Source organism: Paenarthrobacter sp. CC6 (genome assembly GCF_040560085.1).
Classification (GTDB): Bacteria; Actinomycetota; Actinomycetes; order Actinomycetales; family Micrococcaceae; genus Arthrobacter; species Arthrobacter nicotinovorans.
Map to the genome: position 1 here is coordinate 1 of NZ_JARDAN010000017.1, position 26,369 is coordinate 26,369.

Annotated in this window: 36 protein-coding genes; 20 read left to right on the forward strand and 16 right to left on the reverse strand. The window is 63.4% G+C overall.

From position 1 onward, the window contains the following. Positions 1-283: 283 nt before the first annotated feature. Complete coding sequence (locus PV760_RS16060) at positions 284-955, reverse strand: DUF6318 family protein (protein ID WP_354628238.1); 672 nt, start codon at positions 953-955, stop codon at positions 284-286. 117 nt (positions 956-1,072) lie between these two features. Between PV760_RS16060 and PV760_RS16065 the strand changes: the two genes are divergently transcribed. The 8 genes from PV760_RS16065 (at position 1,073) to PV760_RS16100 (ending at position 5,109) form a co-directional block, all read left to right on the forward strand. Then, positions 1,073-1,645, forward strand: a complete 573-nt coding sequence (locus tag PV760_RS16065; RefSeq protein WP_354628239.1) for a hypothetical protein — start codon at positions 1,073-1,075, stop codon at positions 1,643-1,645. Between the two features lie 80 nt (positions 1,646-1,725). Beyond that, positions 1,726-2,172: an Asp23/Gls24 family envelope stress response protein gene (locus tag PV760_RS16070; protein WP_018779542.1), complete on the forward strand. Its 447-nt coding sequence runs from the start codon at positions 1,726-1,728 to the stop codon at positions 2,170-2,172. Continuing rightward, positions 2,169-2,360: a DUF2273 domain-containing protein gene (locus tag PV760_RS16075; protein ID WP_018779541.1), complete on the forward strand. Its 192-nt coding sequence runs from the start codon at positions 2,169-2,171 to the stop codon at positions 2,358-2,360. The genes PV760_RS16070 and PV760_RS16075 overlap by 4 nt, the downstream gene beginning before the upstream one ends. Further along, positions 2,357-2,740 (forward strand): hypothetical protein, encoded by a 384-nt coding sequence (locus tag PV760_RS16080; protein ID WP_018779540.1) that lies wholly within the window; start codon positions 2,357-2,359, stop codon positions 2,738-2,740. Before PV760_RS16075 ends, PV760_RS16080 begins: the two co-directional genes overlap by 4 nt. After that, positions 2,737-3,384 (forward strand): DUF6286 domain-containing protein, encoded by a 648-nt coding sequence (locus tag PV760_RS16085; protein WP_354628240.1) that lies wholly within the window; start codon positions 2,737-2,739, stop codon positions 3,382-3,384. The genes PV760_RS16080 and PV760_RS16085 overlap by 4 nt, the downstream gene beginning before the upstream one ends. Then, on the forward strand, positions 3,381-3,992 hold the full coding sequence (locus tag PV760_RS16090) for a hypothetical protein (RefSeq protein ID WP_354628241.1): 612 nt from the start codon (positions 3,381-3,383) through the stop codon (positions 3,990-3,992). Before PV760_RS16085 ends, PV760_RS16090 begins: the two co-directional genes overlap by 4 nt. A gap of 92 nt (positions 3,993-4,084) precedes the next feature. Continuing rightward, positions 4,085-4,393 (forward strand): hypothetical protein, encoded by a 309-nt coding sequence (locus PV760_RS16095; protein ID WP_354628242.1) that lies wholly within the window; start codon positions 4,085-4,087, stop codon positions 4,391-4,393. A 41-nt stretch (positions 4,394-4,434) separates the two neighbouring features. Then, positions 4,435-5,109, forward strand: coding sequence for a DNA alkylation repair protein (locus PV760_RS16100; protein WP_156369787.1), 675 nt, complete (start codon positions 4,435-4,437; stop codon positions 5,107-5,109). A 21-nt stretch (positions 5,110-5,130) separates the two neighbouring features. Here the strand turns inward: PV760_RS16100 and PV760_RS16105 are convergent, their stop codons facing one another. The 4 genes from PV760_RS16105 to PV760_RS16120 form a co-directional block, all read right to left on the reverse strand. Next, positions 5,131-5,493, reverse strand: a complete 363-nt coding sequence (locus tag PV760_RS16105; RefSeq protein ID WP_055973886.1) for a hypothetical protein — start codon at positions 5,491-5,493, stop codon at positions 5,131-5,133. 117 nt (positions 5,494-5,610) lie between these two features. Then, the gene (locus PV760_RS16110; protein WP_018779534.1) at positions 5,611-6,300 is read right to left on the reverse strand and encodes a DsbA family protein; all 690 of its coding nucleotides are present in this window, start codon (positions 6,298-6,300) and stop codon (positions 5,611-5,613) included. Next, positions 6,300-7,217, reverse strand: a complete 918-nt coding sequence (locus PV760_RS16115) for a cation diffusion facilitator family transporter (RefSeq protein WP_354628243.1) — start codon at positions 7,215-7,217, stop codon at positions 6,300-6,302. The genes PV760_RS16110 and PV760_RS16115 overlap by 1 nt, the downstream gene beginning before the upstream one ends. Beyond that, entirely contained in the window at positions 7,214-7,351 is a 138-nt protein-coding gene (locus PV760_RS16120; protein ID WP_354628244.1) for a hypothetical protein, read from the reverse strand. Before PV760_RS16120 ends, PV760_RS16115 begins: the two co-directional genes overlap by 4 nt. 216 nt (positions 7,352-7,567) lie before the next feature. On the opposite strand from PV760_RS16120, the gene PV760_RS16125 reads away from it, so the two are divergent. Then, entirely contained in the window at positions 7,568-7,993 is a 426-nt protein-coding gene (locus PV760_RS16125; protein ID WP_035734213.1) for an ArsR/SmtB family transcription factor, read from the forward strand. A gap of 45 nt (positions 7,994-8,038) precedes the next feature. Next, positions 8,039-9,007: a cytochrome c oxidase assembly protein gene (locus PV760_RS16130; RefSeq protein ID WP_354628245.1), complete on the forward strand. Its 969-nt coding sequence runs from the start codon at positions 8,039-8,041 to the stop codon at positions 9,005-9,007. A 26-nt stretch (positions 9,008-9,033) separates the two neighbouring features. Here PV760_RS16130 and PV760_RS16135 read toward each other — a convergent pair whose 3' ends face one another. Further along, positions 9,034-9,435 carry a helix-turn-helix domain-containing protein gene (locus tag PV760_RS16135; RefSeq protein WP_026267420.1) on the reverse strand — a complete coding sequence of 134 codons (402 nt, stop codon included), beginning with the start codon at positions 9,433-9,435 and terminating at the stop codon, positions 9,034-9,036. Between the two features lie 254 nt (positions 9,436-9,689). On the opposite strand from PV760_RS16135, the gene PV760_RS16140 reads away from it, so the two are divergent. The 5 genes from PV760_RS16140 to PV760_RS16160 all read left to right on the forward strand — a co-directional run bounded on the left by PV760_RS16140 (position 9,690) and on the right by PV760_RS16160 (position 14,465). Continuing rightward, the gene (locus PV760_RS16140; protein ID WP_018779528.1) at positions 9,690-10,982 is read left to right on the forward strand and encodes an ABC transporter substrate-binding protein; all 1,293 of its coding nucleotides are present in this window, start codon (positions 9,690-9,692) and stop codon (positions 10,980-10,982) included. A gap of 88 nt (positions 10,983-11,070) precedes the next feature. Next, a complete protein-coding gene (locus PV760_RS16145) occupies positions 11,071-12,090 on the forward strand; it encodes a carbohydrate ABC transporter permease (RefSeq protein ID WP_026267419.1) in 1,020 nt (339 codons plus the stop codon). Between the two features lies 1 nt (position 12,091). Beyond that, positions 12,092-12,976, forward strand: a complete 885-nt coding sequence (locus PV760_RS16150; protein ID WP_018779526.1) for a carbohydrate ABC transporter permease — start codon at positions 12,092-12,094, stop codon at positions 12,974-12,976. Continuing rightward, on the forward strand, positions 12,973-13,245 hold the full coding sequence (locus PV760_RS16155) for a hypothetical protein (RefSeq protein WP_018779525.1): 273 nt from the start codon (positions 12,973-12,975) through the stop codon (positions 13,243-13,245). Before PV760_RS16150 ends, PV760_RS16155 begins: the two co-directional genes overlap by 4 nt. Before the next feature lie 146 nt (positions 13,246-13,391). Continuing rightward, positions 13,392-14,465, forward strand: coding sequence for a LacI family DNA-binding transcriptional regulator (locus PV760_RS16160; RefSeq protein WP_018779524.1), 1,074 nt, complete (start codon positions 13,392-13,394; stop codon positions 14,463-14,465). A 43-nt stretch (positions 14,466-14,508) separates the two neighbouring features. On the opposite strand, the gene PV760_RS16165 is transcribed toward PV760_RS16160, so the two are convergent. The 5 genes from PV760_RS16165 to PV760_RS16185 form a co-directional block, all read right to left on the reverse strand. Further along, positions 14,509-15,393, reverse strand: a complete 885-nt coding sequence (locus PV760_RS16165; RefSeq protein WP_018779523.1) for a DUF8083 family protein — start codon at positions 15,391-15,393, stop codon at positions 14,509-14,511. A 42-nt stretch (positions 15,394-15,435) separates the two neighbouring features. Further along, a complete protein-coding gene (locus PV760_RS16170) occupies positions 15,436-16,242 on the reverse strand; it encodes an exodeoxyribonuclease III (RefSeq protein ID WP_026267418.1) in 807 nt (268 codons plus the stop codon). Between the two features lie 63 nt (positions 16,243-16,305). Next, a complete protein-coding gene (locus PV760_RS16175) occupies positions 16,306-16,872 on the reverse strand; it encodes an HdeD family acid-resistance protein (RefSeq protein WP_354628246.1) in 567 nt (188 codons plus the stop codon). 27 nt (positions 16,873-16,899) lie between these two features. Then, a complete protein-coding gene (locus PV760_RS16180) occupies positions 16,900-17,526 on the reverse strand; it encodes a response regulator (RefSeq protein WP_018779520.1) in 627 nt (208 codons plus the stop codon). Then, a complete protein-coding gene (locus tag PV760_RS16185; protein WP_354628247.1) occupies positions 17,523-18,683 on the reverse strand; it encodes a sensor histidine kinase in 1,161 nt (386 codons plus the stop codon). Before PV760_RS16185 ends, PV760_RS16180 begins: the two co-directional genes overlap by 4 nt. Positions 18,684-18,906: 223 nt before the next feature. On the opposite strand from PV760_RS16185, the gene PV760_RS16190 reads away from it, so the two are divergent. Together PV760_RS16190 and PV760_RS16195 are read left to right on the forward strand one after the other, a co-directional pair. Beyond that, on the forward strand, positions 18,907-19,482 hold the full coding sequence (locus PV760_RS16190; protein ID WP_179128474.1) for a GlcG/HbpS family heme-binding protein: 576 nt from the start codon (positions 18,907-18,909) through the stop codon (positions 19,480-19,482). 48 nt (positions 19,483-19,530) lie between these two features. Then, positions 19,531-20,310, forward strand: coding sequence for an ankyrin repeat domain-containing protein (locus PV760_RS16195; RefSeq protein WP_354628272.1), 780 nt, complete (start codon positions 19,531-19,533; stop codon positions 20,308-20,310). Between the two features lie 10 nt (positions 20,311-20,320). On the opposite strand, the gene PV760_RS16200 is transcribed toward PV760_RS16195, so the two are convergent. The 3 genes from PV760_RS16200 to PV760_RS16210 are packed head-to-tail and all read right to left on the reverse strand — an operon-like array spanning position 20,321 to position 22,964. After that, a complete protein-coding gene (locus tag PV760_RS16200; protein WP_354628248.1) occupies positions 20,321-21,532 on the reverse strand; it encodes an acetyl-CoA acetyltransferase in 1,212 nt (403 codons plus the stop codon). Next, complete coding sequence (locus PV760_RS16205; RefSeq protein WP_354628249.1) at positions 21,529-22,215, reverse strand: CoA transferase subunit B; 687 nt, start codon at positions 22,213-22,215, stop codon at positions 21,529-21,531. The genes PV760_RS16200 and PV760_RS16205 overlap by 4 nt, the downstream gene beginning before the upstream one ends. A 17-nt stretch (positions 22,216-22,232) precedes the next feature. Continuing rightward, positions 22,233-22,964 carry a CoA transferase subunit A gene (locus PV760_RS16210; protein ID WP_354628250.1) on the reverse strand — a complete coding sequence of 244 codons (732 nt, stop codon included), beginning with the start codon at positions 22,962-22,964 and terminating at the stop codon, positions 22,233-22,235. Positions 22,965-23,151: 187 nt separating this feature from the next. Between PV760_RS16210 and PV760_RS16215 the strand changes: the two genes are divergently transcribed. Next, positions 23,152-23,916 (forward strand): IclR family transcriptional regulator, encoded by a 765-nt coding sequence (locus tag PV760_RS16215; protein WP_354628251.1) that lies wholly within the window; start codon positions 23,152-23,154, stop codon positions 23,914-23,916. 11 nt (positions 23,917-23,927) lie between these two features. Here PV760_RS16215 and PV760_RS16220 read toward each other — a convergent pair whose 3' ends face one another. Continuing rightward, entirely contained in the window at positions 23,928-24,500 is a 573-nt protein-coding gene (locus tag PV760_RS16220) for a GNAT family N-acetyltransferase (RefSeq protein ID WP_018779512.1), read from the reverse strand. 252 nt (positions 24,501-24,752) lie between these two features. Between PV760_RS16220 and PV760_RS16225 the strand changes: the two genes are divergently transcribed. Together PV760_RS16225 and PV760_RS16230 are read left to right on the forward strand one after the other, a co-directional pair. Beyond that, positions 24,753-25,127 carry a VOC family protein gene (locus tag PV760_RS16225; RefSeq protein ID WP_039239413.1) on the forward strand — a complete coding sequence of 125 codons (375 nt, stop codon included), beginning with the start codon at positions 24,753-24,755 and terminating at the stop codon, positions 25,125-25,127. 224 nt (positions 25,128-25,351) lie between these two features. Beyond that, the gene (locus PV760_RS16230; protein ID WP_026267414.1) at positions 25,352-26,044 is read left to right on the forward strand and encodes a fasciclin domain-containing protein; all 693 of its coding nucleotides are present in this window, start codon (positions 25,352-25,354) and stop codon (positions 26,042-26,044) included. A gap of 117 nt (positions 26,045-26,161) precedes the next feature. On the opposite strand, the gene PV760_RS16235 is transcribed toward PV760_RS16230, so the two are convergent. After that, positions 26,162-26,338: a hypothetical protein gene (locus tag PV760_RS16235; RefSeq protein ID WP_018779508.1), complete on the reverse strand. Its 177-nt coding sequence runs from the start codon at positions 26,336-26,338 to the stop codon at positions 26,162-26,164. Positions 26,339-26,369 lie beyond the last annotated feature (31 nt).

Sequence of the window (26,369 nt, forward strand, 5' to 3'; positions counted from 1 at the left end):
TCAAGGGTCAGGCAGCCCATTTCGCGTGCGCCGGGGCCGCCGAGAGTGCAGCGAAAGTCCGGCTTATATTGGTAGGGGTCCTCGTCGGCATCATTACCAAGCTCGGCTGTGGGTGCTCCCGTTTTGCCATCAAGTATGTAGTGGGCGCTCAAGGTCATCCCCGTTTCGCCTCTATTCGCCCGGATTTCCGGCTCATCTGCCGCTACCGCGGCCGTAGGGCAAATCGGGACAAACAGCCCGATGCCGAGAAGGAGTATGGCCGCAGCGCATCGATGGATTCGCGTCATGAGCCCAAGATCAGGCCGTTATCGATTACTTGCCAAGCGCCGTTTCTGAAGGTGACTTTTACGGCCTCAGCTGTGTTTGATGCTTCCGAGGTCCGCTGTCTGACAGTTGCATTTGCGTCCAGATAACCTATTTCCTCCTGGATAACCTGCACTTTGGCAACTTGGGAGCCAGCTCCCGGCTGCCAAAGTACCTCAATCCGAGGTACGGAAATCCGCCCTCCCACCAGCCAGCTCCCGCTGGCGTAGTTTGCATCGATGGCCTTCTTATAAGCTGCTCCGGACTCCGTAGTCGTATCAGTTGCCAGACTCCATTGACCCAGGTCACCGGTCTCAGTGGCATAAGAGTACGTCGCGTACCAGTACCCAATAAACGCCTCCAGCCCCGCCTTGGAGTTCTCCTTCGCCAGATCAGGCATCACAGGAACCGGCACGTTCTGCGCCTTCCCGCTAGCATCCGCCGGCTTGTACGCACCCGACGAAGGCGGAGCAGCCGAAGCAACAGGCGACGAAACACTTGAGGTGGGCGACGCCGTCGTCGTGTGTGTTTCCGAGTTGCCCGCAATGGGTGACCCGCCCTGGCAGCCGCTGAGAAGCACCGCGGCGACAACGACGATTGCCGCCGTTCGCGCACGGAGAGGCAACAAAGCGGCATACGTAAGGCGTGGCATGGCGAAGCTCCCCAGCAGCTGTTTCAGGTGATGTGTCGGCCAGTCTAGGCAGGGTTCCCAGTCGCCTCCCAGTCTGGAAACGGGCCTTGTGGATAACTCGTCTCTGGCCTCGGGGCGATGGCCGAAGTATTCTTGGCCTGCCAGCTTGTCATCGCACGCATCTTTTTGGGGGAATTCATGGTCGCCATCGAACGTTCACGCCTGTCCTTTTCCGGCCGCCTGGCAGCAGCTGCCGGTCTCGTCGCAATGCTGACGCTCAGCGCCTGCTCCTCACCATCGCCGGCAGCTCAAAACACCCCGGCGGCGGCGTCCGAAACCCCCGCCGCGGAAGTGGGTTCAAGCTCCGCTTCCGCCAGCGCGCCCAGCCCGGACGGCACGGCAGGAACCGACGGTGTATACGGCCAATTCACCTCGATGTCAGAGGCTTGCCTGTCTGTCAGCGCCACCATGCTGAGCGTCACCATTCTCCCCCTGGCTGCCATGACCGGCGGAAATGCTGAGGACATCCAGAAGGCCAAGGATGAGTTGTCGAAAATGCAGGGCAAGGTGCCGGAAGAGCTGAAGCCGTCGTTCGAGAAACTGCGGGCCTTCACTGAGTCCGCGGGGTCGGATTTCAGCAAGTACGGCGATGGCCAGTTCGAGGAACTCATGAAGCCCATCCAGACGTGGACAGAGAAGAACTGCTCCTAGGGCACCGCCGCGCGCACCCCTTGTCTCCAAAGCGTCGCAGCTAGACGCTAGGGTGGTACTCAAGAGAAGGGGAGTGCTCCATGGAAGTCCAGAACGTGCAGCCGGATCCTGTGCCTGGGGGCGAGATTCCCGGTACCGGACGCACCATCATCTCCGAGGCCGCGGTGGCGAAGGTGGCAGGTATCGCCGCCCGCACAGTGCCCGGTGTCTACTCTCTTGGTTCAGGTCCTTCCCGCGCTCTTGGCGCGATCCGTGACGCTGTCGGCAGTTCAGACCACGCAGCGGGCGTCCGCGCCGAGGTGGGCGAAACCCAAGTGGCAGTGGACATCACCTTGGTTGCCCTCTACGGCCATCCTTTGCATGGCGTCGCCAATCAGGTCCGGGCGGCGGTGTACCGCGCTGTCGAAGAACTGGTTGGCCTTCAGGTGATCGAAGTGAACATAGAGATTACCGACGTTTTCATCGCGCCGCCGGCAAAACAGCCCGGGGCCAAGACCGTCGTGGTGGAAAGGGAGGCACTCCAGTGAGCATGACCGTAGTGGGAATCGCGATCGGAGCCTTCGTGGCGTTCATGTCGTTCTCGTTCGGGCTGTGGGGTTTCCTCATCTCACTGCTTTTCATGGGAATCGGAGCGCTGTTGGGGCGGGCCGCCGAAGGGAAACTGGATCTTAGAAGTGTCCTTGACGCCATTACGGGCCGGCGCTCTTCGTCATGAGCGTGGCTGAGGCTGTGGAGTACACCACCACCAGCCTGGCCGGCCATAACCGGATCAGTACCCAGGCTTTGACTTCCCTGGCCCGCGCCGCTGCCGCCGAGGCGCTCGGCGTTGAGGCCAGCGACATCCGCGCGGATTGGGCGGACGACGACGGCCTGCTGGCTTTGTCGATTGTCGCACCCATCAGCGTTCCGGCTTTGACGGAAGTACTCCGGGATCCCAGGCGTGTCCAGGGTTTCGGTGGCTCCATCTGGGACCGCACCGTAGCTGCCAAATCCAGAGTCCTCGAGACGGTGACCCGGCTCAGTGGTTCCCAGCTAAGCAGGGTGGATATCAGGATCAGTGGGGCCCAGGTCAGGGAGGGAGGCCGCGTTCAATGACACAGGACCAGGAAACCGGGAAGTTCATGGCCGTGGGCCTGGACAACGACGCTGCGCCGGTGGCGGGCGAGGACCCGGCGATGAGCCGTATCCTCCGTCGCGAGACCCATTCATCACGGGCCGGCGCCGCCGTCATTGCTGCGGTGCTCGTCATCATTCTCTGCGTATACGCCTTGCTGGAAGCCGGAGTCCGTGCGGTCGGCCAGCCTCCTTGGCTGGTTGATCCCACCACTGCTGCCGAACGCATCATCGCCCTACCTGAGGGCATTTCACCCCTCCTGCTGGGAGCGAGCGGTGCCGTGGTCGCCATGGTGGGGCTGTTCTTCCTGTTCCACGCAGTGCTGCCTGGCAGGCGGGCCCGCCATCTGCTCCGGGACCCGCGGACCGCCGTCGTGGTTGACGACGAAGTCCTGGCCTCCGCACTTGCCCGTCGTGCCCGGATGGCAGCGAACGTTACCCAGGAGCAGGTGATGGTGGTGGTTTCCCGACAGACAGTGGTGGTCAATGTGCGGCCAACATCCGGGAGCCGCGTTAGCCACGACGCCGTGCTCGCGGCTGTGCAGGCTGAACTTGAGGAGATGTCGCCGGTTCCCATGCCCACGGTCCGGGTCAACCTGGCGTCGTCGGGGGTGATTGGGGCGTGAACGGAACACCCCGGGCACTCAACCGCGTCTTGCTCTTTATCATCGGGATCAAACTCCTGGCGGTGGGTCTTCTGCTCCTGCTGCTGGCGACTGTCCCTGCAGTGGCCGCCTGGTGGCATGGATGGGCTGCCGGCGTCTGGGCCGGAGCTGAGAATGCCTTCCGGCAGACGCGGTTTCCCGGACGCGAAGAGAGCTGGTTGTGGATTGTTGCGGGTGTGGTCCTGGTGGCCGTCATCGTCGCCATGATTGCGTGGCTGTCACAGCAGGGCAAAGGACGGGCCAACCTCCTGGTCGCCAGTGATGATGACAGCAATATCGACGGCGAAGTCAGGATTGGCGGTGGCGTCGCCGAACAGGCACTGAGGGCTGCGTTGACGGAAAGAACCGACCTTGCCGGGGTGTCAGTGGCAACCTATGAGTTCAAGGGGCAACCGGGTCTGCGTATACGCATCCAACCGCGCCAGGGCGTGGCACCCCACCTCCTGGCTGCGGAGGTCTCACAACTGGTCGAAGCACTGGACCTCGTCATCGGACAGAAGACGCCGGTGCTGGTGCACATGGTTTCGGGGGCGCGCTCAAGATTCACGAAAGCCGAACGGGTGCGCTGACGTTGCGGAATTCCGCTGCTGCAAATAGTTTGAAGCCAGAGGGGGAAACCTCCTTTGATGCGCAAAGCCACAACCCGACAGAGGAGTTCGTCATGACTGAGGAAAACACTGGAGCCGACGCCGTGAATGACGGGGCATCGAACGCGAAGAACGCCGCAGGCGACGCTTTTGAAAATGCCAAGGAATTGGCTGGTGACGCTGTGGAGAATGTCAAGGAATTCGCTGGTGAAGCCGCAGAGAACGTGAAGGAGTTCTTCTCCGGTGACGTTGGAGAGAATGCCAAGGAATTGGCCGGTGACGTCGCGGAGAAGTCAAAGGAAATTGCCGGGGACGTAGCCGAAAACGTGAAGGACCTCGGCGCTAAGATTGCCGGACTGTTCAAGGACGGCAAGCAGCAGTAGTTTCTGCCATCGGAGGACAGGAGACAGCAGTGGCAGGATCAATGGCGCCCGAATCTTCCCTGGACGCGGTCCTGGCGGAGCTTGCCGCCTTGGAGGATCCCCGGGCCCGCGAGGTCAATGAGAAGCACGGCGACGATCACGGGGTGAATCTCAGCAAGCTTCGTGCTGTAGCCAAGAGGCTCAAAATCCAGCAGGATCTGTCCCGCGAACTGTGGTCCACGGGCGACACCGCTGCGCGTCTTCTGTCACTTCTGATCTGCCGTCCCAAGGACTTCGGAAAGAACGAACTCGACGCCATGCTCCGGGAAGCCAAGCGACCCAAAGTACATGACTGGTTCGTCAATTACGTCATCAAGAAAAGCCCGTTTGCTGAGGATTTGAGGGTGGCATGGTTTGCCGACCCTGATCCTGTGGTGTCCAGTGCTGGCTGGGCACTGACCGCCGAGCGTGTGGTCAAACGCCCCGAAGGCCTGGACCTCGGAAGACTGCTGGACATTATCGAAGCAGAAATGAAGGACGCCCCGGACCGCCTGCAGTGGGCAATGAATAACTGTCTGGCGCAAATTGGGATTGAACACCCGGAGTACCGTCCGCGTGCCCTGGAAATCGGAGAGCGGTTGGAAGTGCTGAAGGACTATCCAACGCCACCCAACTGCACTTCTCCGTTCGCCCCGGCCTGGATCAATGAAATGGTCAGGCGCCAAGCCGGAAACTAATGCCCGGGCAGCTTCGGGTGCCTATGCCCCGGATGTCTTGTCCCTGCGCTTTTGGGCGATGTAGAGGACAAGGGCGGCGACAACCAGGATCGCGGCAGCAATGCCTACGGCCAGGGGAGCGTTGTCATCGTTGGGCTTAACCTGTTCCGGTGTGGTTTCAGTCGCCGGGGCAGGGGTGCTGGACGGCGAAGTCGCTTCGGGCGTCGGCGATGGTGTCGCGGTGCGGGCTTGGGCAGGGTTTTGAACGGTGATGGTCTCCCTGGCCGGAAACACCGCTTCCGCGGCGGCGTGTGCCTGCGCCGGAGCTGCTGCGACCGCAGGGGAAAGGACGACGGCGGCAATCACCAAGCGGATGCGCAGGCGTCGCGTTGTAAAGAACTTCATCGAAGTGTTCTGCAATTCTGCTGGTCGGCCAGGGACAGGTAGGCGCCTAAGCCGCTCCCGGGCGTCTGCCCGGGGCACTCCGGGGCAATGACAACGGGCCGCTTGGCGGATGGTCAGCTATTTCACGGCATCGGCCACGAGCTGACGAAATTGTGCCTCGGTGTCCAGGGTGAGCATCTCACCGTTGAGGAAGAACGTCGGTGTTCCTTTCACTCCCAGGGTTGTACCGTCAGCGATGTCCTTCTTGATCCGTTCCTTGGTCTTGTCGTCCGCCACAGCAGCGTCGTACGCGCTCAGATCGAGGCCCAGTTCCCCGGCGAAAGTGCGGAACAGGGGTGCTTGGGACTCCGTCTTCTCGCCCCACTGCGCCTGGGTTTCGAACATTTTTGCGTACATTTGCTCATATTTGCCCTGCTGGGCGGCTGCTTCTACAGCGAGGGCTGCCGTGGCCGAATTGCGGTGTGCCGGCAATGGGAAGTAGCGGTGGACGAAGGTGACGCGGTCTCCGAATTCCTTCTTCAGTTCCTCGACCACCGGCTGCGCGGCGAGGCAGGCTTCGCACTCGAAGTCCAGGAACTCCACCAGTTGTGCCTTTTCGACAGCCGGTGAGGTGACTCGATGGCTGTCGTCACGGACCACTTGGGCTTCAGCAGCAGGCGTAGGTTCTGTCGGAGCGGGTTTGTTCAGCGTAAATACGGTGTACCAGATCACTCCAACGGCGACGAGGACAGCCAGCAGGACCCAGATGAATACCCGGACCTTCTTTGCCTTGTCCATGGGCTGGGGCAGTGTTTTGCTGTGCGTCATCAGTGGTGGATGCTTTCCTGGTCGCGGTGGGATGCTGGTTCGATCTGGAAGGTGGAATGTTCGACGCTGATGTCGAAGTCCTGGGCGAGGCATGCCTGCAGCTGAGCGAGGATGCCGGCCGCGTGGCCGTCGGTCATACAGCTGTCTTCCACTGCAACGTGCGCCGACAGCACCGGAGTTCCGGAGGCCACAAGCGAAGCATGAAGGTCGTGAACATCGATGACGTGCGGGAGAGCCAGGATGTGGTCGCGCACCTTGGCCAGGTCCAGTCCTTCGGGAGTGGATTCCATCAGCACGTTCACGGTGTCGCGGAGCAGCTTCAGGGTCCGCGGGATGATCAGGACGCCGATGATCAAGGACACGACGGCGTCGGCCTGAAGCCAGCCGGTGACGGCTATGACGATGGCCGCCGTGATGACCGCTACCGATCCGAGGGCGTCGTTGAGGACCTCAAGAAAGGCGGCCTTCATGTTGAAGTTGTGGTTCCGGCCGGAGGCCAGAATTACCAGGCCTACGGCGTTGCCGGCCAGGCCAATGATGCCGAACCAGAGCATCGTGGACCCGCCGATTTCGGGTGGTTCGAAGAGCCTGCGGACGCCCTCGACGATGACGAAGCCGCCGACGGCGAGCAGCAATGCCGCCTGTCCGGCCGCGGCGATGATCTCGGCGCGTTTATAGCCCCAGGTCCGCTTCAGCGTGGCGGGCTTCATGGCCAGCGACGCGGCGACGAGCGCTATCAACAGCCCGGCGGAATCGGTGAACATGTGCCCGGCATCCGCCAACAGCGCCAGGCTCCCGGTAAGTGCGGAGCCGATGATTTCGGCAATCATCACAGTGAAGGTGATGGCGAAGACCGTGATGAGTTTGCTGCGCCGAACCGATGCTTCGGAAGCGTGATCGTGCCCGTGGCCGCTCATGCGCGGGCCTGCCGGATGGCGGGCAGGACAGCAGCACCATCCACTATCAAACCCGCCACACCAGTGGCGATCAGAAACCGCAGTCCCGGTGAAATGGCCGGGCTGCCTCCGGCAAGTGCGGCTTTCAAAGTCACGATGGCTCCTAGGTGCTGATCCCCGGCCCGGTCCCTCAGCCCGGGGCCGGGAGGTGCCAGGCATTCCGGCACCTCTTCAGAATATATGTAGAGTTGTTCAGACGTTAATTCGTGGCCACGCCAAGCACGGCCGGACTCTGTGTCCGTCATCCTTTCGACGGCCGCCTTAGGGCAAGACAAATGCGACGCATTCGCAGGTAGGGGTAGTCTTGATGGATGACTGGAACAGCACGGGCACGGCAGGCGACGCCCCGTCGGGCCGGCAGCGATTGTGCAGTGCGTGTGGTCGACGCCGACCGGGTCGAGGAGGTCAGGGCGCGGATGCCTGCCGAGTCGGACGTGAACGATCTGGCCGTGATCTTCGGGCTGCTTTCGGACCCGGGCCGGGTGCGGATCCTCATTGCCCTCCTCGATGGGGAAATGTGCGTGTGCGATCTTGCTGCCACCACCGGGCTGAGCGAATCAGGAGTCTCCCATGCGCTGCGGCTGCTGCGCGGACCGCGTGTAGTGCAGGTCCGTCGGGCCGGCCGGATGGCGTATTACTCCCTGGCGGATTCGCATGTGCGGATGTTGCTCGACCTCGGGCTCACGCACGTCGGACACGCGGGCCAGGACAGGCTCCAAGCGGTCAGCAACGGCTAAACAGCACCCCGGTACACGGCGCGTTCACCAAGTGGGCGTGCTGAGATGGGCGAGCCTGGAATCGAGGGCCCCGTCTGGCTTCCCTCGCTGCCGCCCTCGCTGGGTGAGTACCTCGCGCCGAACCTTCAGCCGGTTCCGCTGATTCCAGCCATGACACTGCTGGCGGCGGTGTTCTACCTCGCCGGTGCCATCAGCCTCTGGCGCAAGGGCCGGCACTGGTCGCCGGTCAGGACGGCGTCGTTCCTGCTCGGCTGCGTGGCCATTATCGTTGTGATGGGGGCCGGGATCGAGGGCTACGGACTGCGGATGTTCTCCGTCTTCATGTTCCAACAGCTGACCCTGATGATGGCCGTGCCTCCGCTGCTGGTCATCGGCTCTCCGGGCACCTTGCTGTTGCGGGCAACCCCTCATGGCCGCTTCGGGCGGCCCGTCTTGAGGATGGCCATGTGGGGGCTGCGTTCACGCTGGGGCAGATTGGCCATCCACCCGGCTTTCATGGTGCCCCTGTTCCTGCTGAGCTTCTACGGCGTCTATTTTTCCGGCCTCGCGGACCTGCTGCTGCCGAATTGGTACGGGCATGTGGGGCTGGAACTGCTGTTCCTCGCTGCGGGCGTCCTGTTCACGGTGCCGCTGATCTCGGCAGACCCGCTGCCCACGCGGCAGACGCACTTCGGGCGCATGCTCGACATCTTTGCCGAGATGCCGCTGCACGCCTTTTTCGGCGTGGTCATCATGATGGCAACGGCTCCGATGGTTAAATTCTTCGCCACCCCACCGGCAAGTTGGAGCCTCGACCCCATGGCGGACCAGGGCATGGCCGGAGGCTTGGCCTGGTCATACGGGGAACTGCCGGGAGTGCTGCTGCTCATGTTCATTCTGGTGCGCTGGCAGCGGGACGAGGCCCGGGGGTGGGTCACGGCTGCCCGTAAGTCCGCCGTGGCCGGAGACCCTGAGCTGGACGCCTACAACGAATATCTGCAGCAACTGGCCAACCGTCCGATGCGCCGGAACTGAAGGAGCGCCGGCGAAGAACAGGGCATTCAGCCCCTGTTGCGGTGCATCATCCGGTAGGTGAGCTCTGCGAGGAGTTCCTCGTCGGAAAGATGTGAGGCCCGGGCGACGGGTGCCGCGGGAACGGCAATGCGGGGTGGTCCTTGCCGTGAGTCGTCCCCGGAGCGCATGTCGTCCGGCGTGATCATGTCCGGTGCGAAGTTCGATTTTCCCTTGAGGACTTCGGACACCGATCCTGCACGCCAACCCAGGGCATGCTCGAGTTTGCGTTGGTTGATTTCCTGCGTGCGTCGCGTGCCCGACTCCAGTGTCCGCACTGTCTTGATGGCGGTTCCTGCTTGTTTGGCCAGCTGCACCTGACTGAGACCTTGCGCGAGACGCTCTTCCTTGATGAGCCGTCCAATGGTCTGCAGTGCTTCGAGTTCATCCACGCTTCCCACTGTTCCATAGGCAATAGTAGGCAATCAAATCGACTCAAGGCCGCGACCATCCCAAAACGCATCCATGTCGGCGGAAGGGCCCCCGCTTCCAGGGTGGTGGGCGTGAATAATCAGGCTACTTTGTATCGTTGTGGTCACGACGCGTGTAAGCGCTTGCATTTTGCTTCCTCCCGTGACTATTGTGAGCCTCACCACATCAACCGCACCGCGGAAAAACCTGGTCCACTCACCGAGGAGTTCCCAGCATGAAATCCAAAAAGTTCCTGCTTCCGGCAGCTGTAGCCGGAGTCCTGGCTCTGTCCCTGACCGCCTGTGGTGGCGGCGGGGGTGGCGGCGGCACCAGTTCCGGAGGTGCCAGCGGCGACGCAGCCAACAACCTTGACGGCCGCGGGCCGATCACCTACGTCCAGGGCAAGGACAACAGCAACGTTGTCCGGCCCCTCATCGAAAAGTGGAACGCCGCCCATCCGGACGAGAAAGTAACGTTCAAGGAGCAGTCGGACCAGGCCGACCAGCAGCACGATGACCTGGTCCAGAACTTCCAGGCCAAGAACGCCAACTACGACGTCATGAGCGTCGACCTCATCTGGGTTGCTGAGTTCGCTGCCAAGGGCTGGCTGCAGCCGCTCAAGGACAAGACCGCAATCTCCACGGACGGGATGCTCGAGTCCACCGTCAAGAGCGCCACCTACAACAACACCCTCTATGCAGCCCCCCAGAGTTCGGATGGCGGCATCCTCTACTACCGTGGTGACCTTGTTCCCAACCCGCCCAAGACCTGGGACGAGATGATGGGAATGTGCGAGATCGCCAAGCAGAACAACATCGGCTGCTACGCAGGCCAGTTCCAGAAGTATGAGGGCCTAACGGTCAACGCTGCTGAAGCCATCAACTCGGCAGGCGGCAAGATCGTTGATGATTCCGGCAAGGCTGCCGTGAACTCCAGCGAAGCCAAGGCCGGCCTCACCAACCTGGTGAACGCCTACAAGGATGGCAACATCCCCACCGAAGCAATCACCTTCCAGGAAGAGCAGGGACGCCAGGCCTTCGAAGCCGGCAAGCTGCTGTTCCACCGCAACTGGCCGTACGTGTACAACCTGGCCAAGACCGACGGTTCCTCCACTGTGAAGGACACGTTCAAGATGGCACCCCTCCCGGGCAAGGACGGCCCCGGTGCCTCCTCGCTTGGTGGCCACAACATCGCCATGAGCGTCTACTCCAAGAACAAGGCAACTGTTGCGGACTTCATCAAGTACATCACCAGCGAGGAAACCCAGCGCTTCTACGCTACCCAGGGTTCGCTGGCCCCGGTCCTGACCAAGCTGTATGACGATCAGGAACTCGTGACCAAGCTGCCGTACCTCCCGGTGCTGAAGACGTCCATCGAGAACGCGGTTCCGCGTCCCGTGACGCCGTTCTACCCCGCCGTCACCAAGGCTGTGCAGGACAACGCCTACGCTGCCCTCAAGGGAGAGAAGACCGTGGATGCGGCAATCTCCGACATGCAAGCGGCTATTGAGTCGGCCGGAGCTAAGTAACCACCCGGGCTACAGTCCGGCTGCCTGTCCCTGAGGGGCGGGCAGCCGGACTGCCGGCCACGGCCTTCTCCCTGACAGGAGTCTTGACATGTCAACAGAACTACAAAAACCAGACGCGACGGCGGCTTCCGGACACACGATGCCCAGTCGCGAAAGCGCCGACCGGAAGCAGCTTACGCAGGGCCGTTGGGCATACACCCTCCTGGCGCCGTCGCTCATCCTGCTGGCGATCGTCATCATCTACCCGGTGCTCAACGCCATCATCATGTCCTTCCAGAAGGACTCCGGCCTCGACCCGGCCACGGGGTTCTTCTCCGAGGGCGGCCCGGCCGGCTTTGAAAACTACACGCACTGGCTGCTGCAGCAATGCACGGCCCCCGGCGGCGGCTCGCTGGCCTGCCCTCCGGGCACACTCGGAGCCCAGTTCTGGGACTCCATGGGCACTACCTTCTTCTTCACGGTGGTTACCGTGGCCTTCGAGACCGTTCTTGGCTTCTGGATGGCAATCATCATGGCCCGCGCCTTCCGCGGACGCAGCCTGATCCGCGCAGCCGTCCTGGTTCCGTGGGCCATCCCGACGGCCGTTACCGCCAAGCTCTGGTTCTTCATCTTCGCCTTCGAAGGCATCGCCAACAAGCTGTTCGGTACCCAAATCCTGTGGACCGGCTCGGAATGGCCGGCCAAGTGGGCAATCATCATTGCCGACGTCTGGAAGACCACGCCGTTCATGGCCCTCCTGATCCTGGCGGGCCTGCAGCTGATTCCGGACGAAGTCTACGAAGCCGCCAAGGTTGACGGCGCGTCCACCTGGCAGCGGTTCCGCCTGATCACCCTGCCGCTGGTGAAGCCGGCGCTGATGGTGGCCATCCTGTTCCGTGTCCTCGACGCACTGCGCATGTACGATCTCCCCGCCATCATGACCCAGGGCGCGAACGGCACCACCACGCTGTCCATCCTTGTTGTCCAACAAATCAGGCAAGGGTTCAATACAGCGGCGGCGCTATCGACCATTACATTCCTGGTGATCTTCCTCGTGGCGTTTATCTTCGTCCGCTTCCTCGGGGCGAATGCCGTGGACGCGGCCACATCTTCCGGAAAGGCCAAGTGAGATGAGCACAGCCACAGCTTCGAAGACCTCCGCCGACTCCGTGGAACGGCCCAAACGGCCCTTCAACTGGGGGTCGCTGCGCACCTACATCAGCGCCGCCATCATCCTCGTCTGGTGCATGGCACCCTTCTACTGGATGCTGGTCACAGCTTTCCGCGACGTCGGATACACGTTCGACACCACGCCGTTCTTCACCCACTTCACGTGGGACAACTTCGCGACGGTGTTCGACGAGAGCCTTGGTAACCACTTCGGACGCAACCTGTTGAACAGCCTGATCGTTGGCGCCGTGACGACAGTCGTAGCGTTGCTGGTCGGTGTGTTTGCGGCCTACGCCCTGGCCCGGTTGAATTTCCGGTTCAAGTTCGTGGTCCTCGGCTTCATCCTGGGCGCATCGATGTTCCCCGGCGTTGCCTTGGTTACCCCGCTGTTCCAGTTGTTCACCAACATCGGCTGGTTCGGCACCTACCAGGCGCTGATCATTCCGAACATTTCCTTCGTTCTCCCGCTCACGGTCTACACGCTGACCTCCTTCTTCCGCGAGATGCCGTGGGAACTCGAAGAAGCCGCAAGGATCGATGGCTGCACGCAGGGACAGGCGTTCCGGAAAGTGATCCTTCCGCTGGCAGCCCCGGCAACGTTCACCACGGCGATCCTGGCGTTCATTGCCTCCTGGAATGAATTCCTCATTGCAAGCCAGTTGTCGAATGACGCCACCAAGACCGTCACGGTAGCCATCGCGTACTTTGCCGGTGCGCAGCCGCACCAGGAACCGTACACAGCCGTCATGGCCGCAGGTACCGTGGTGACCATTCCGCTGGTTGTCCTTGTGCTGATCTTCCAGCGCAAGATCGTGGCCGGCCTTACGGCAGGCGCTGTCAAGTGACAAGTTACGGAAATCGACGTCGGGAGTCCCCCGCAGCGAAGCCCGACCCGGGCACCAAGCGGGTACGGTCCGCGGAGGACTTCGACATCATCATCGGGTTCCTCGCCTTCTGGGGCCTGGTGCTCCTGGTGGCCACCATCTCGATGGAGGTCACCGGCCAGCCCGCCCTCGGCTGGGCGTTGGGGCTCCTGGCCGTTGTCCTCGCCCTCTGGGGAATGCTCCGCTTGCGGCGCAAGCTACCGCGCCGTACGACACGGCGGATTGGTTGAGGCGGCCCATGGAGAACACCAGTACCTGACCGGCGTCGCAATAACTTGTGCGAAATCGGCGAACAGCAGGCAGGCGGAATAGGCTGGAAGGTGCCGTCCGGGAACGAGCCCTCGGCTTTCGGCATGCACCAAAAAAGGGGGCTTGAGTGGCAAAGACGAACGAGCGGTCCCAACGCGGCGGCCACACCGGCGTCAGCATCGAGGACGTTGCCGCAGCAGCGGGAGTCTCGACGGCGACCGTCTCCCGTGCAGTGCGGGGACTGCCGCGGGTATCTCCCGCAACCCGCGAGAAGATCCTCGAAGTAGCAAGTTCATTGGGATATGTGGCGTCGTCGTCGGCCTCCGGGCTGGCGACGGGCCGCACCCGGACCATAGGCGTCCTGGCTCCTTTCGTCAGCCGGTGGTTCTTTTCGAAAGCCATCGAAGGTGCCGACCGGGAGCTGCATTCAAGGAAATACAACTTGTCCTTGTTCAATCTCGGTGGCCACGGCAGCAACCGTGAACGCCTCTTCAGTTCCACCATGGTGTACAAGCAGATCGACGCCCTGCTGGTGCTCTGCATGTCCTTGACTGAGGACGAACTGGAGCACCTCCACAAGATCGACATTCCGTTGGTGGTGGTGGGTGGCCACGTTGAGGACTGCCCTTACATCGGCATCAATGACTACGACGCCGCATCCACCGCCGTGAAGCACCTGCTGGATCTGGGACACAAGGACATTGCCCTGCTGCACGGCGATGACGAAACGGATCTGAACTTCGACGTCCCCCGGGTGCGGATCCAGGCGTTCCAGGAAGTCATGTCCGACGCCGGGCTGGAAGTCCGCCCTGAGTGGGACCAGTGGGGTGACTTCACCGTCGCCAGCGGGCAGCAGGCCTTCAACCGGCTGTGGAGCCAGCCCGGCCGGAAACCGACCGCGATCTTCTGTTCCTCCGATGAGATGGCGATGGGCGTGATTTTTGAAGCCGGCCGCCACGGGGTGCGGGTCCCGGAGGACCTCTCCGTGATCGGTATCGATGACCACGATTTCTCGTCCTCGCTGGGCCTGACCACTGTCGGCCAGCGGCCGGACAACCAAGCCGAACTTGCGACCAAGATGCTGTTGGACGAACTCGACGGCAACGTCGGAGCGGTGCACTCCGCCGTGGCTCCCCACCAGTTGATTGTCCGCGAGACTACAGCGCCGCCGAACGGGAAATTCACCAACAGCCCCAACTAAGGACGCAGGAGCCCGCACAAGCGGGAACCTGGAAACCGTGAAGCTACGAAGCGCGCGCCAACTGCCGGATGGGAATCCAGCGGGAAGCCAGGCGCCGGTACGCGGCCGCGGCGCCTGTCATGTCGCCTTCGGCCAGGCACTCGATGCCCAAGCGGACATCCATGGGGGAGTCGTCCGGGTACACCTTGTCTGCAACGGCGCCGTAATCGAGCTCCACCATCGACTGGACGTGGAACAGCTCAAGCCACTCAGTGAGCTGCGTCAGGTCATCCAGCATGTCCAGGTCCGGAGCGGCCAGCGCCAGATGGGCCACGGAAAACCGGGCCCTTTCCAAGGCTTCAGTCAGTGGGGTCCATACCCGCACCGTCAGGATGCGGCCGTCGGATTCGACGACGTCTTTGCGGTCCGATTCGGCAAACAGCGAGAACCAGCTGAACGGGATACCCCAGGTTGAGGCCCGGGTGTGGACGCGTTTGGCGTCTTCGCGGGCGTTGATCCGGTCGATCCGCATCTGGTGTTTGTCCCTTTGCGAAACCGGAATGAGCAGGTCGGCCAGCGGACTGTGGACTCCGTCCATGAGCGCGTTGGCCGCCAAGCCGGCCCGAATCACCAGTTGGCTGGGGCAGTAAAGCAGCCGTCCGGCGTCGTCCTCATCATTGCCGGGAGCGGCGTGCCGTCCCATGGGGACCCGCGTCATGCGGACCAGATCGGTGCGGCCGGTGGGGAACGGATCGCCGCCGGAGCGGGTGATGCGTCCCAGCGAGGCCTGGAGCTCCGCATTTTCGACGGCGGCCCGGGAACCTGCCTTGCTGCCCTCCGCCACAAGTTGGCGCTGTTGCTCGGGAGGGAACGCCTCAAGCGGCTCGTAAATGCGCAGCGACGAAGAGAACGGCAGTCCCGCCTGGCCCCGGTACAGACTACCCGCCATGTCCAGCCACCCCTTTCGTCAATGAGTCATCAGGTGCAGTGCTCAGTCGGCGAGCTCCACGATCACGGGAGCGTGATCCGAGGCGCCCTTCCCCTTGCGTTCCTCGCGGTCGATGGACGCACCCGTGACGCGGGAAGCCAGTGCCGGGGAGGCCAGGCAGAAGTCGATCCGCATGCCCTCCTTCTTGGGGAACCGCAGCTGCGTGTAGTCCCAGTACGTGTAGACCCCCGGCCCCGGCGTATAGGGACGTGCGACGTCGGTAAATCCGGCGGTTTCGAACGCGTGGAACGCTGCCCGCTCGGGTTCGCTGACGTGCGTGTAGTTGTTGTCGCGGAAGAGCTGGATGTCCCAGACGTCGTCGTCGAACGGGGCGATGTTCCAGTCACCCATGAGGGCGATCTGCGCGTTGGGGTCGGCCTTGACCCATTCGGCGGCCTGGTCCCGCAGGACTTCGAGCCACTTGATCTTGTAGGGCATGTGTTCGTCGTCCAGGGAGCGGCCGTTCGGAACGTAGAGGCTCCAAACGCGAATTCCGCCGCAGGTGGCAGCGATCGCGCGGGCTTCCTGGGCGGGGTCCTTGCCGGCTTTGCCGAAGGCAGGCTGGTCCACGAAGGTGCGCTCAACGTCTTCCAGGCCCACACGGGAGGCAATGGCCACGCCGTTCCACTGGTTCACGCCGAAGTGCGCTACCTCGTATCCCATGCGCTCAAAGAGTTCCCAGGGGAAGTTCTCGTCCTTGCACTTGGTCTCCTGGATGGCCAGGACATCGCAGTCGCTGCGCTCAAGCCACGCTTCAACACGGTCGGCTCGGGCACGGAGGGAGTTCACATTCCAGGTAGCTATCTTCACAGCCACTAACTTACCGAACTTGGGGCTGAGCGCATCCCCCTGCGGCTTTTTACCGAGCCGAAGCTAGTGGCCATACAGCGGCTGGGTGTTGGCCAGCTTGCGGAGACCGATGCCCGAAGCGATCAGGAGCAGGCCGGTCAGGATGGCAAAGGCTGCGAGCATTCCCATGAGGCCCAGGAGTCCGATGCCCGGATTGACCAGGACCACAATTCCGAACACCGTGGTGATGAGGCCGGTGAGCAGCCATAGTCCCCAGCTGCGGATGAAGCTGCGGGCGGCAAGGGCCAGGATGATCTGCGAGATCCCCAGTACCAGGGCCCACAGGCCGATGATCACGCCAATGACGGCAGCGGTAATGCCGGGCCAGGCGATGGCCAGGATGCCGGCGGCGATGGAGATGAATCCACCCACAACGCTCCAGCGTGAGCGGCCGGCGGGGTCGTAGAAGTAGTGGGCCACGCTGGTGATGCCGTCGATGATGGCGAAGAAGCCGAACACCACCACCACTGCAAACGCCGTGGCGCTGGGCAAGACCAGGACCAGCAGTCCGAAAACGATGGCGAGGGCTCCCCGGACCAACAAAGCTGTCCCTGGAGTTGTGAACATTCTGCGACCCGTTGTGTCCGACATATGGTCAGCGTAACCAACCGTGTGCCTTTACCGCATCCCCTCGCGCCGGATGGCTGTTGCGATGGCTGCTGCACGCGTCTCGACACCTAGTTTGGCGTAGATGTGTGCCAGGTGTGTTTTGACCGTGGCCTCGGAGATGAAGAGGCGTTTTCCGAGGTCCCGGTTGCTGAGTCCCTCGGTCAGCAGGCTGAGCAGCTCGGCTTCCCTCGGAGTAAGGATGTCATCCGGATTCCGCATTTGCTGGAACAGCCGTGAGGCGACCGGTGCACTCATCACGCTCTTGCCCTGCACAGCACCACGGACGGCTGCGAAGATTTCCTCCGGCGCGGCATCCTTGAGCAGGTACCCCATGGCTCCGGCGTCCACGGCGCGGACGATGTCGGCGTCGGAGTCGTAGGTGGTGAACACGATCACCGCTTGCTGCGGGTTGCGTTGCCGGAGCTGCTTGATGGCTTCGATGCCGTCCATCCCGGCTCCCATGGCCAGATCCATCAGCACAACCGCCGGCGAGTGCACCCGGGCCGCTTCCAGAGCGTCTTCGCCGGAGGAGGCTTCACCGACGACGGCGATATCCGCCTGGGTGCCCAACAGGGCCTTGAGTCCGCTCCGGACCACGGTGTGGTCGTCAACGAGCAGAACAGAAATGGCGGTCACAGGCCCTCCTTGGACGACCGGGCAGGCTGGCTGAGCGGCAGCTGCGCCGCGATGATGGTGCCTTCACCCGGCGAGCTCTCCACTGACAATTCTCCACCCAGCTGCTCAACCCGTTGCCGCATGGCCCGCAGGCCGTACCCTCCGGTTTCCGACGGCGCAGGTACCGCTGCGGGATCAAAGCCGCGTCCGTCGTCGTACACGTCCAAGGTGACCGACTCCGGGAGGTACCCAAGCGTCACGCTGGAGTGGTCCGCGTGCGCGTGGAGCTTGATGTTGGCCGCTGCGCTTTGGGTCACCCGGATCAGGGCATGGCGGACCTCTGCGGGGAGCGGCCGTTCATCGCCGGTGACGTGGACCTGGATGGTATCCACATATTGGCTCGCGGCGTGCTGCAGGGCTTCCGGAAGCGGGCCTGATTCGAGACCCGGCGCGGAAAGTTCGTGCACCAGGCTGCGGGTGTCGGCGAGGTTCCGCCTCAACAGGCCGGACGCCTTGGCAACGTCCCGCTGGGCCGAACCATCCGGCCAGGAGCGCTGCGCCGCCTCCAGCAGAAGCAGGCTGCTTGCCAGGCCCTGGGTCACGGTGTCGTGGATTTCCCGGGAGACGCGCTCGCGTTCGGTGGCGATCCCGGCCTGCCGTTCGGTGGCGGCCAACTGCTCCTGGTCGCGTTCGATCTTGTCGTAGATCAAGGTCAGGAGGGCCCCCGCGGCGAGCGGGCCAAGCAGCATGGCAACGTCCGTCCAGCCGCTCATCCGGAAGAGCCCGACGGCGGTGGCCGCTGCGGTCACGCTGCTGGCCGCGTATCCGGCCCAGCCGCGGAAAGCCCTGCGCGCACGGAAGAAGATGGCGAACGAGCACCACGCAAAGCTCGGAGCCACGATCACCAGGGCGGCCCACGCTGCCACAAGGGCGATCATCCACGGGATCCACTGGCTGCCCCGGGCCGGGCGTCGATGTGCCAGGAGGGCGGTGACGGCGTAGAGCCCGCACACTGCCGCCGCCAAAGCCACCGTCCACAGGTTGTCCGCGGGGGAGTGCCGCATGACGTACCGGACCCCGGAGGCCACCATCAGCACGGCGAAGCCCACGTGCACCACGGCATCGATGCGGCCGTCGAAGCGGCTGCTGAGCCCTGGCTGTGGAGGAGCAGTTGGCATGGATTGTTCCCGGTTCCGTTCCTGGCTGTGGCGGCTTCTTGCTGTGGTGGGCGATCTTTCCATGCTAGGTCCCGGGCGGTTATTGGTCTCTCCACCTTTTGGCTGATACAGCGTGCGGAAAGGATGAGCCCGGGGCCTGCTTCGGGCCGATGTGGCAACGGGGCCGTCCGGGAAGCATGGATGTGTACCCGGAATGTCCATGCAGTCCCGAAGGAGAACCCCCGTGAAGAAGTCCAACAAGATGATTGCCGCCGCTGCTGCCGGAGCGCTGTTGCTCACCGGCGGAATCACGGCTGTGGCCAACGCCGTGGCACCTGTCGCGGCACCTGAGGCCGCGCCTGCAAAGGTTGCCGCGGATGTGCAGCCTGCCCCCGAGAACGTCGTGGCGCAGAACCGCATCACCGTGGGCGCTTCCAGCAAAGCCGTGAATGCCGCACTGGCCAAGTGCCAGGCGGACAAGCTGCCATTCGTTACCGTCGCCTTGGTGGACCGCTTCGGCACCGTCCAGGCGGTCCTCCGCGGTGACAACGCCGCCGAGCACACCATCGAAGCTGCCAAGCAGAAGGCCTACACGGCTGCCGCGTTCGGTGCTCCCACGAGCGAGCTGGCCAAGCGCATCAACGGCAACGGTCCCTCGATCGCCGACCTCCCCGGCACACTGTTCCTGGCCGGTGGAGTTCCGCTGAAGGTCAACGGCGTTTCTGTTGCCGGCATCGGTGTTGGCGGCGCTCCCGACGGTGCCCTCGACGAGGCCTGCGCCACCGCCGGTGCAGAAGCCTTGGCCGCAGCGGCGAAGTAGCCTCGACCCATGACCACCCGCACCCGCGCCCGAGTTTTTGTACACGTGATGCCCTTATGGGAGCGTCTTAAGGGCGATATCTGGACAAAAACTCGGGTGGTGGGGGCGGGGTTGGTGCTGGTCGGGCTCGCGGCCGGGTGCGCGCCGTCGTCGCCCGGGCCGTCAACTACACAGAGCTCGACGGCGGCCGCCTCACCTTCCGGCGCCTCACCTTCCGGCGCCTCACCTTCCGACCAAGCGCCGACTCAGGCAGCCCCCACTTCAGCCGCGCCGTCGAGCGCGGGTCCCGGCCCGACGTCGTCGGCTGCCGTGCCGCCCACACTGACACCGGAGGCCCAAATGGAAACCGACCGACTCCTGATCCTCGCCGCGAAGGCCAACGACGTTGCGAAGGTGAGGGAGCTGATAGCGGCCGGCGGAAACGTGAACGCCAAGGACGACATCCAAGACTCCGCGTTCCTCTACGCCGGAGCGGAGGGCTTCAACGAGGTCCTGGAGCTGACCTTGGCAGCAGGGGCGGACGTGCGCAGCATCAACCGCTACGGCGGCACCGCCCTGATCCCGGCGAGCGAACACGGACACACGGAAACAGTGAGGATCCTCATCGCCGCCGGTGTGCCCGTGGACCACGTCAACAACCTGGGCTGGACCGCCATGCAGGAAGCCATCCTGCTCAATAACGGCGGCCCCAAGCAGCAGGAGGTGGTCCGGCAACTCCTCGCGGCCGGAGCCAACCCGGACATCCGCGATCCCCAAGGCCGAACCGCCCTGCAAAATGCAGAGCGGCTCGGGTTTACGGCGATCGCGGCACTGATCAGGTCCCGCTGACGTAGATGGGCTAGACGGCTTCCAGAACGCTCACATAGTTGGCGATGCCCACGCCGCCCATGTTCTGGACGGCTCCGCGACGGGCGTTGGGCAACTGCATGTCGCCGGCGGTTCCGCTGAGCTGCATAGCGGCGATGACATGCTGCGACACACCGGTGGCGCCCACCGGATGGCCCTTCGCTTTCAGGCCGCCGGAGACGTTGATGGGGAGCTTGCCGTCCTTGTAGACCCAACCCTCCGTGACGGCCCGGGATCCTTCACCGCGGGGAGCCAGGCCCATGGCCTCGTACATGATGAGCTCGGCGATGGTGAAGCAGTCGTGAACCTCGGCGAAGTCCAGCCCCTCAATGCCGACGCCGGCCATGGCGAAGGCGCGCTCCCACGACGCCCTGGTGGCGGCGAATTCGGTGGGATCGCGGCGTTCTACGGGGAAGAAGTCGTTCGCGTGGCCGAACCCAGCCAGGCGCACGGGGGCGGTTGCGCCCCCGGTCGCCGACGATGACAGCACGACGGCGGCAGCTCCGTCCGAGACCGGCGAACAGTCGGTGCGGCGCAAGGGTTCGGCCACCATGGGGTTCTTGTCCGAAATGGTCCGGCAGAATTCCTCGCCGAAGTCGCGGTGCATCTGGGCGTAAGGGTTGTCCATGCCGTTGCGGTGGTTCTTGGCGGCGATGGAACCCAGGACGTCGCCGAGGCCTTGGACACCGGGACCGGTGATGCCCGCCCCGTAGCGCTTGTCATAATGCTTGGCGACCTCCGCGAAGAGGCCCGTGAATCCGGTGCTGGAGGCTTTGCCAGCCATTTCGTAGGAAGCGCCGAGCAACGCTGCCCCCACGACGTCGGCTCCGGCGTCGGTCATTTTCTCCGCACCGATCACCAGCACGTTCCGGGCAGTTCCGGCCAGCACGGCTTTGACGCCTTGCTGGAAGGCGGCGGACCCGGAAGCGCAGGCGTTCTCCGTCCGGGTCGCGGGGACGTTGGCCAGGTCCGCGGAGAGCTGGAGCGCCAGGGATGACGTGAAACCCAGCGGCTGCATGCCGGAGTTGAACTGGCCGAGGTAGATCTCGTCGATGTCCTTGGGGTCCAGCCCGGAGTTGCTGATGGCCTCCCCGGCCACCTGGACGATCAGGGATTCCAGGGTCTCATCGGTCAGCTTCCCGAACTTGCTGTGGCCCCATCCCGTGAGCAGGATGTCTTTGCCGAACTGGTCTTTGAGGCTCATGCGTTGGCTCCTTCGAGGGTGTGTTCTTCAGAGGCGAGCGCTACCGCGAACCCGGCCCCGGTCTTGTCGCGGAGCTCTTCCACGGTGACGCCCGGGGCGAGACGGGTCAGCAGCAGGCGGGTGCCGCCGTCGGGCGTCTCTTCGATGTCGAAAACGGCCAGGTCCGTGATGATCCGGTCCACGCAGCGGAGCCCCGTGAGGGGGAGGGTGCATTCGGTGACGATCTTGGCCGAACCGTCCTTGGCGTTGTGCTCGGTCAGGACCACGACGCGTGGGGTCCCGGCCACCAGGTCCATGGCACCGCCCATACCCTTCACCATCTTGCCGGGGATGGTCCAGTTGGCTAGGTCGCCGCTGCCGGACACCTGCATGGCGCCAAGGATGGCTACCTTCACGTGCCCGCCACGGATCATGCCGAATGACGTTGCAGAGTCGAAGATGCTCCCGCCGGGGGTGATGGTGACGGTCTGCTTGCCCGCGTTGATAAGGTCGGCGTCTTCCTCGCCCTCATAAGGGAACGGACCCATGCCGAGCAGCCCGTTCTCGCTTTGGAGGACTACCCGCACGCCATCGGGCAGGTTGTTGGCCACCAGTGTGGGGATGCCGATACCGAGGTTGACGTAGTCGCCGTCGTTCAGTTCTTCTGCCGCTATCGCGGCCATCTGGTCTCGTGTCCAAGCCATGGTTTGCTCCTTCTGCTTCAGACCGTAAGGGGTTCAGAGGGGTGCGCTTCAGCACGCGGGCGAACCGTGCGCTGTTCGATGTCCTTGACCCTGTTGCTTGCCTGGACAAGCCGTTGGACGTAGACGCCCGGGGTGACGATGTGGTTAGGGTCCAGCTCGCCCGGTTCAACGATGACCTCCGCCTCGGCAATAGTTACGGTGCCTGCCGTGGCCACCACCGGGTTGAAGTTCCGTGCGGTGTAGCGGTACACCAGGTTGCCGTCCGTGTCCGCGGTGTGGGCGTGGACCAGTGCGACGTCGGCGGTGATGGCGCGCTCGCGGACGTACGTGACGCCGTCGAACTCTTCCAGCGGCTTGCCTTCGGCAACCAGGGTGCCCACGCCCGTCCGCGTGTAGAAAGCGGGAATGCCGGCGCCGCCGGCGCGAAGGCGTTCGGCCAGGGTGCCTTGCGGGGTGAACTCGACCTCCAGCTGGCCGGCCAAATACTGCTCGGCGAAGAGCTTGTTCTCGCCCACGTAGGAAGCAACGACTTTGCGGACCTGGCCGGCCTCGATCAGCACGCCCAGTCCCTTGCCGTCCACGCCCATGTTGTTGGAAACAATGGTCAGATCCTTGGCGCCCGACGCGCGAACGGCGTCGATCAGGTCGGCGGGGATGCCGCTGAGGCCAAAACCTCCGACGGCGATGGTCAGGCCGTCTGCCATCAGGTCATGGAGCGCTTGGGCTGCGCTCGCGTGGATCTTGGACATGGTGGACTCCTCGTTGAGTGATGTTGAGTGTTGCTGAGTGGCATCCACTTTGTGGACAATCCGTTCTTTCCTTGGAGCCTAGATTTCTTCAGGGTGTGGGTCAACGGGCCATCCCATTGGCTACTCACCCTATGGACGCTATGGTGGGTGGTGTCCATATTGTGGATGAAATCTTCGGGAGGCCACTATGGCGGTACAGGGAGCGCAAGTGGTGGGGCGCGTAGCGCTGCTGCTTCGGATGGTGGGACGGAAGCCCGAGGGCACCTCGTTGGCGGGTTTGGTTCGTGAATCCGGGCTGACCCGGCCAACTGTGCACCGGCTACTGACCTCGCTGGCTGCGGAGGGCCTGCTGGAACACGATTCAAGCTCCGGCAAATGGGTGTTGGGGCCGGAAATCTTCCTGTTGGGGTCGGTGGCGGCGGCCCGTTTTCCCATGGAAGACATTGCCCGCCCGTCATTGCGCCGCTTGGCAGCCGAAACCGGGGAGAGCGCGTTCTTCTCCATCCGCCGGGGCAATGAAACAGTGTGCGTGCTGCGTGAAGAAGGTTCGTTCCCTGTGAGGTCGTTCGTGCTGCACGAGGGCGTCCGCTTTCCGCTGGGCATCGCTTCGGCAGGAACGGCGATCATGGCTTTCCTGCCTCTTGGGGAGCAAGAGTCCCTCCTGGCGGATTGGCCGGCACATGCGGGCGACTTCGCTTCCGGACACCCCGCGGACGTGGTGCGGGACAACCTGGAGCAGACCCGTTTGACCGGCTACTCCGTGAATCCCGGACTGATTCTTGAAGGCAGCTGGGGCATGGGGGCTGCGGTGTTTGACCCCCAGGGCCGGCCGGCGTGGGCTTTGTCCCTGACGGGGATCGAGCCACGGTTCCGCCCTGACCGGCAGGAGTTCCTGGGCAAGCTGCTGCTCGAGGAAGCGCACCGGATGACGGCGCGGTTACAGGGCACCTAGTTGGATGGTTTTCAGCGCAGGTCCAGGCGCATGAGTACCCGGGGGAAACCGTTGAGCACGGACGTCGTCTCGGCCACCTTCTTGAAGCCGGCCTTCTCGAAGAGCTTTCGCGTACCCACATAAGCCATGGTCAGGTCCACTTTGCCGCCCTGGTTGTCCACGGGATAGCCCTCGATGAACGGGGCGCCATGACTCTTGGCGAATTCGATGGCTCCGCGCAGCAACTCGTGGGAGATGCCCTTGCCGCGATGCCCGGGCCGCACACGGATGCACCACACGGACCACACCTTGGCATCGTCCACCTGCGGGATCTTTCGGTTCGTCGCGAAACTGGTGTCCGCGCGCGGGTGCACCGCTGCCCACCCAACTACTTCGTCGCCGTCGTACGCCAACACCCCGGGAGGCGGGTCTTCGGCGACCAGCTTCTCGACGTACTTCCCGCGCTCCTGTCTTTGAAGGCTTTGGTTCAGCCTGGACGGGATCCTGTAACTCAGGCACCAGCACACGTTGGAATCGGGGCGCTTGGGACCGACCATGGTCTTCACGTCATCGAACACCGTCGCCGGTCTCACCTCGATAGCCATGCCGCCCATCCTGTCACCCGGGCCGGTGGTGGGCAACGGACGACGGCGGGTGGACGGGTTTTGGGGCGACGGCGGGAAATATGCCAGGACTGCCGCGAGGCTCAGGTAGGCTTGCGGTCGTGATGACCGGATCGGGCTTCTGCCCTGCACGGATCGGCTACCCGGCCGACCTCTGACGCGCGAGCGTGCTCCGCCTTGTGGATCGATGACCCAGCAACCCATCGAAACGAACCCACATAAAAGGAGTCATGAATGCCAGCGCTTTTCAACCACACCATCATCGCGTCCCTTGACCGCGAAATTTCTGCCAGGTTCTACCGGTCCATCCTTGAAGCCGACGAAGCTCCCGGCTGGGGGCCATTCAGCAACCTCACTTTGGCTGGAGGAGTGATGCTCCAGTTCGCTGAGCCGCCGGTGGAGATCCAGATGCAGCACTATGCGTTCCTGGTGGACGACGCGCACTTCGACCGCGCCTATCAGCGGTTGCTGAGTGCCGGCGTCGAACATTGGGCCGATCCGCAGATGACCCGCCCGGGTGAGACGAACACCGAGCACGGCGGCCGGGGCGTCTACTTCAAAGACCCTTCGGGCCACGCGCTCGAACTCATCACGCGGCCGTACTTGTAAAAACGGGGTTCACTTATGGCCCGGCATGGCCTCACCGCGGGCCATGAGTGGACCCGGTTTCAAAGTGTTCGAAAAACTTTTTCAATCCGCACCCATCCACCCTGCCCCATCCTCCGAATAGTTGGTGAGACACAAACCGGAGGTACAGCAAAAGCGGTACCTGCAGCCCGTGTCCCACCACCCAATGGACCCAACGCCCTGGTTCCAAAAACAAGGAGAATGACATGTTGTCCACAAAGCGCCCCGCCCTCGCCTTCGTTGGCCTCACTGCAGCCACCCTTCTCGGGCTCACTGCCTGTGGTGGATCCAGCACCTCCAGCTCGCCCTCTTCTTCGTCACCCGCCCCGATGAGTTCCTCCGCGGCTCCGTCGTCGATGGCACCGTCGCCGTCGTCGTCCCCCATGAGCAGCGCCGCCATGGATCCCGCCGCCAACCTTGTAGGCCCCGGCTGCGCCGGCTACGCCGCACAGGTTCCGGACGGTGCCGGTTCGGTCTCAGGAATGGCCAAGGACCCGGTAGCAACCGCTGCTTCCAACAACCCGCTGCTCAAGACCCTCACCGCCGCCGTCTCGGGCAAGCTCAACCCCAAGGTTGACCTGGTCTCCACCCTGAACGGCAGCGAATTCACGGTCTTCGCACCGGTTGATGACGCTTTCGCCAAGATCGACCCGGCCACCATCGAAACGCTCAAGACCGATGACGCCCTGCTGAGCAAGATCCTCACCTACCACGTAGTCCCCGGACAGCTGTCCCCGGACAAGATCGTAGGCACCCACAAGACGGTAGAGGGTGGCGAAGTGACTGTTGCAGGCACCAAGGACGCCCTCACCGTGAATGGCGCCAACGTCATCTGCGGTGGCGTCCAGACCGCCAACGCGACGGTGTACCTGGTTGACTCGGTGCTGATGCCCAAGTAGGCCCAGGCCCCACAGCGGTACAAACAGCTCCACAGCGGTACAAACAGCTCCACAGCGGTACAAACAAAAGCAGGCGCCGGAAGAATCCGGCGCCTGCTTTGCTGTTAAGTTGCGGTGCTAGTTGTTCAAGTCGCTGTCGACGTAGGAACCGGGGCGGCTGTGTTCCGAGCCGCAGGGACAACGGTCAACCTCGATGCGCAGCGTCATGGGCTTGGAGGCGTCCAGGGTGAGGGTCACGTCGTTTGCCTGGTGGCTGAGCCGGAGGGTTCCGTCGGTGGTTGAGATGTAAGACATGCGGGCCCTAACTATGTGGGATGAACTGTGC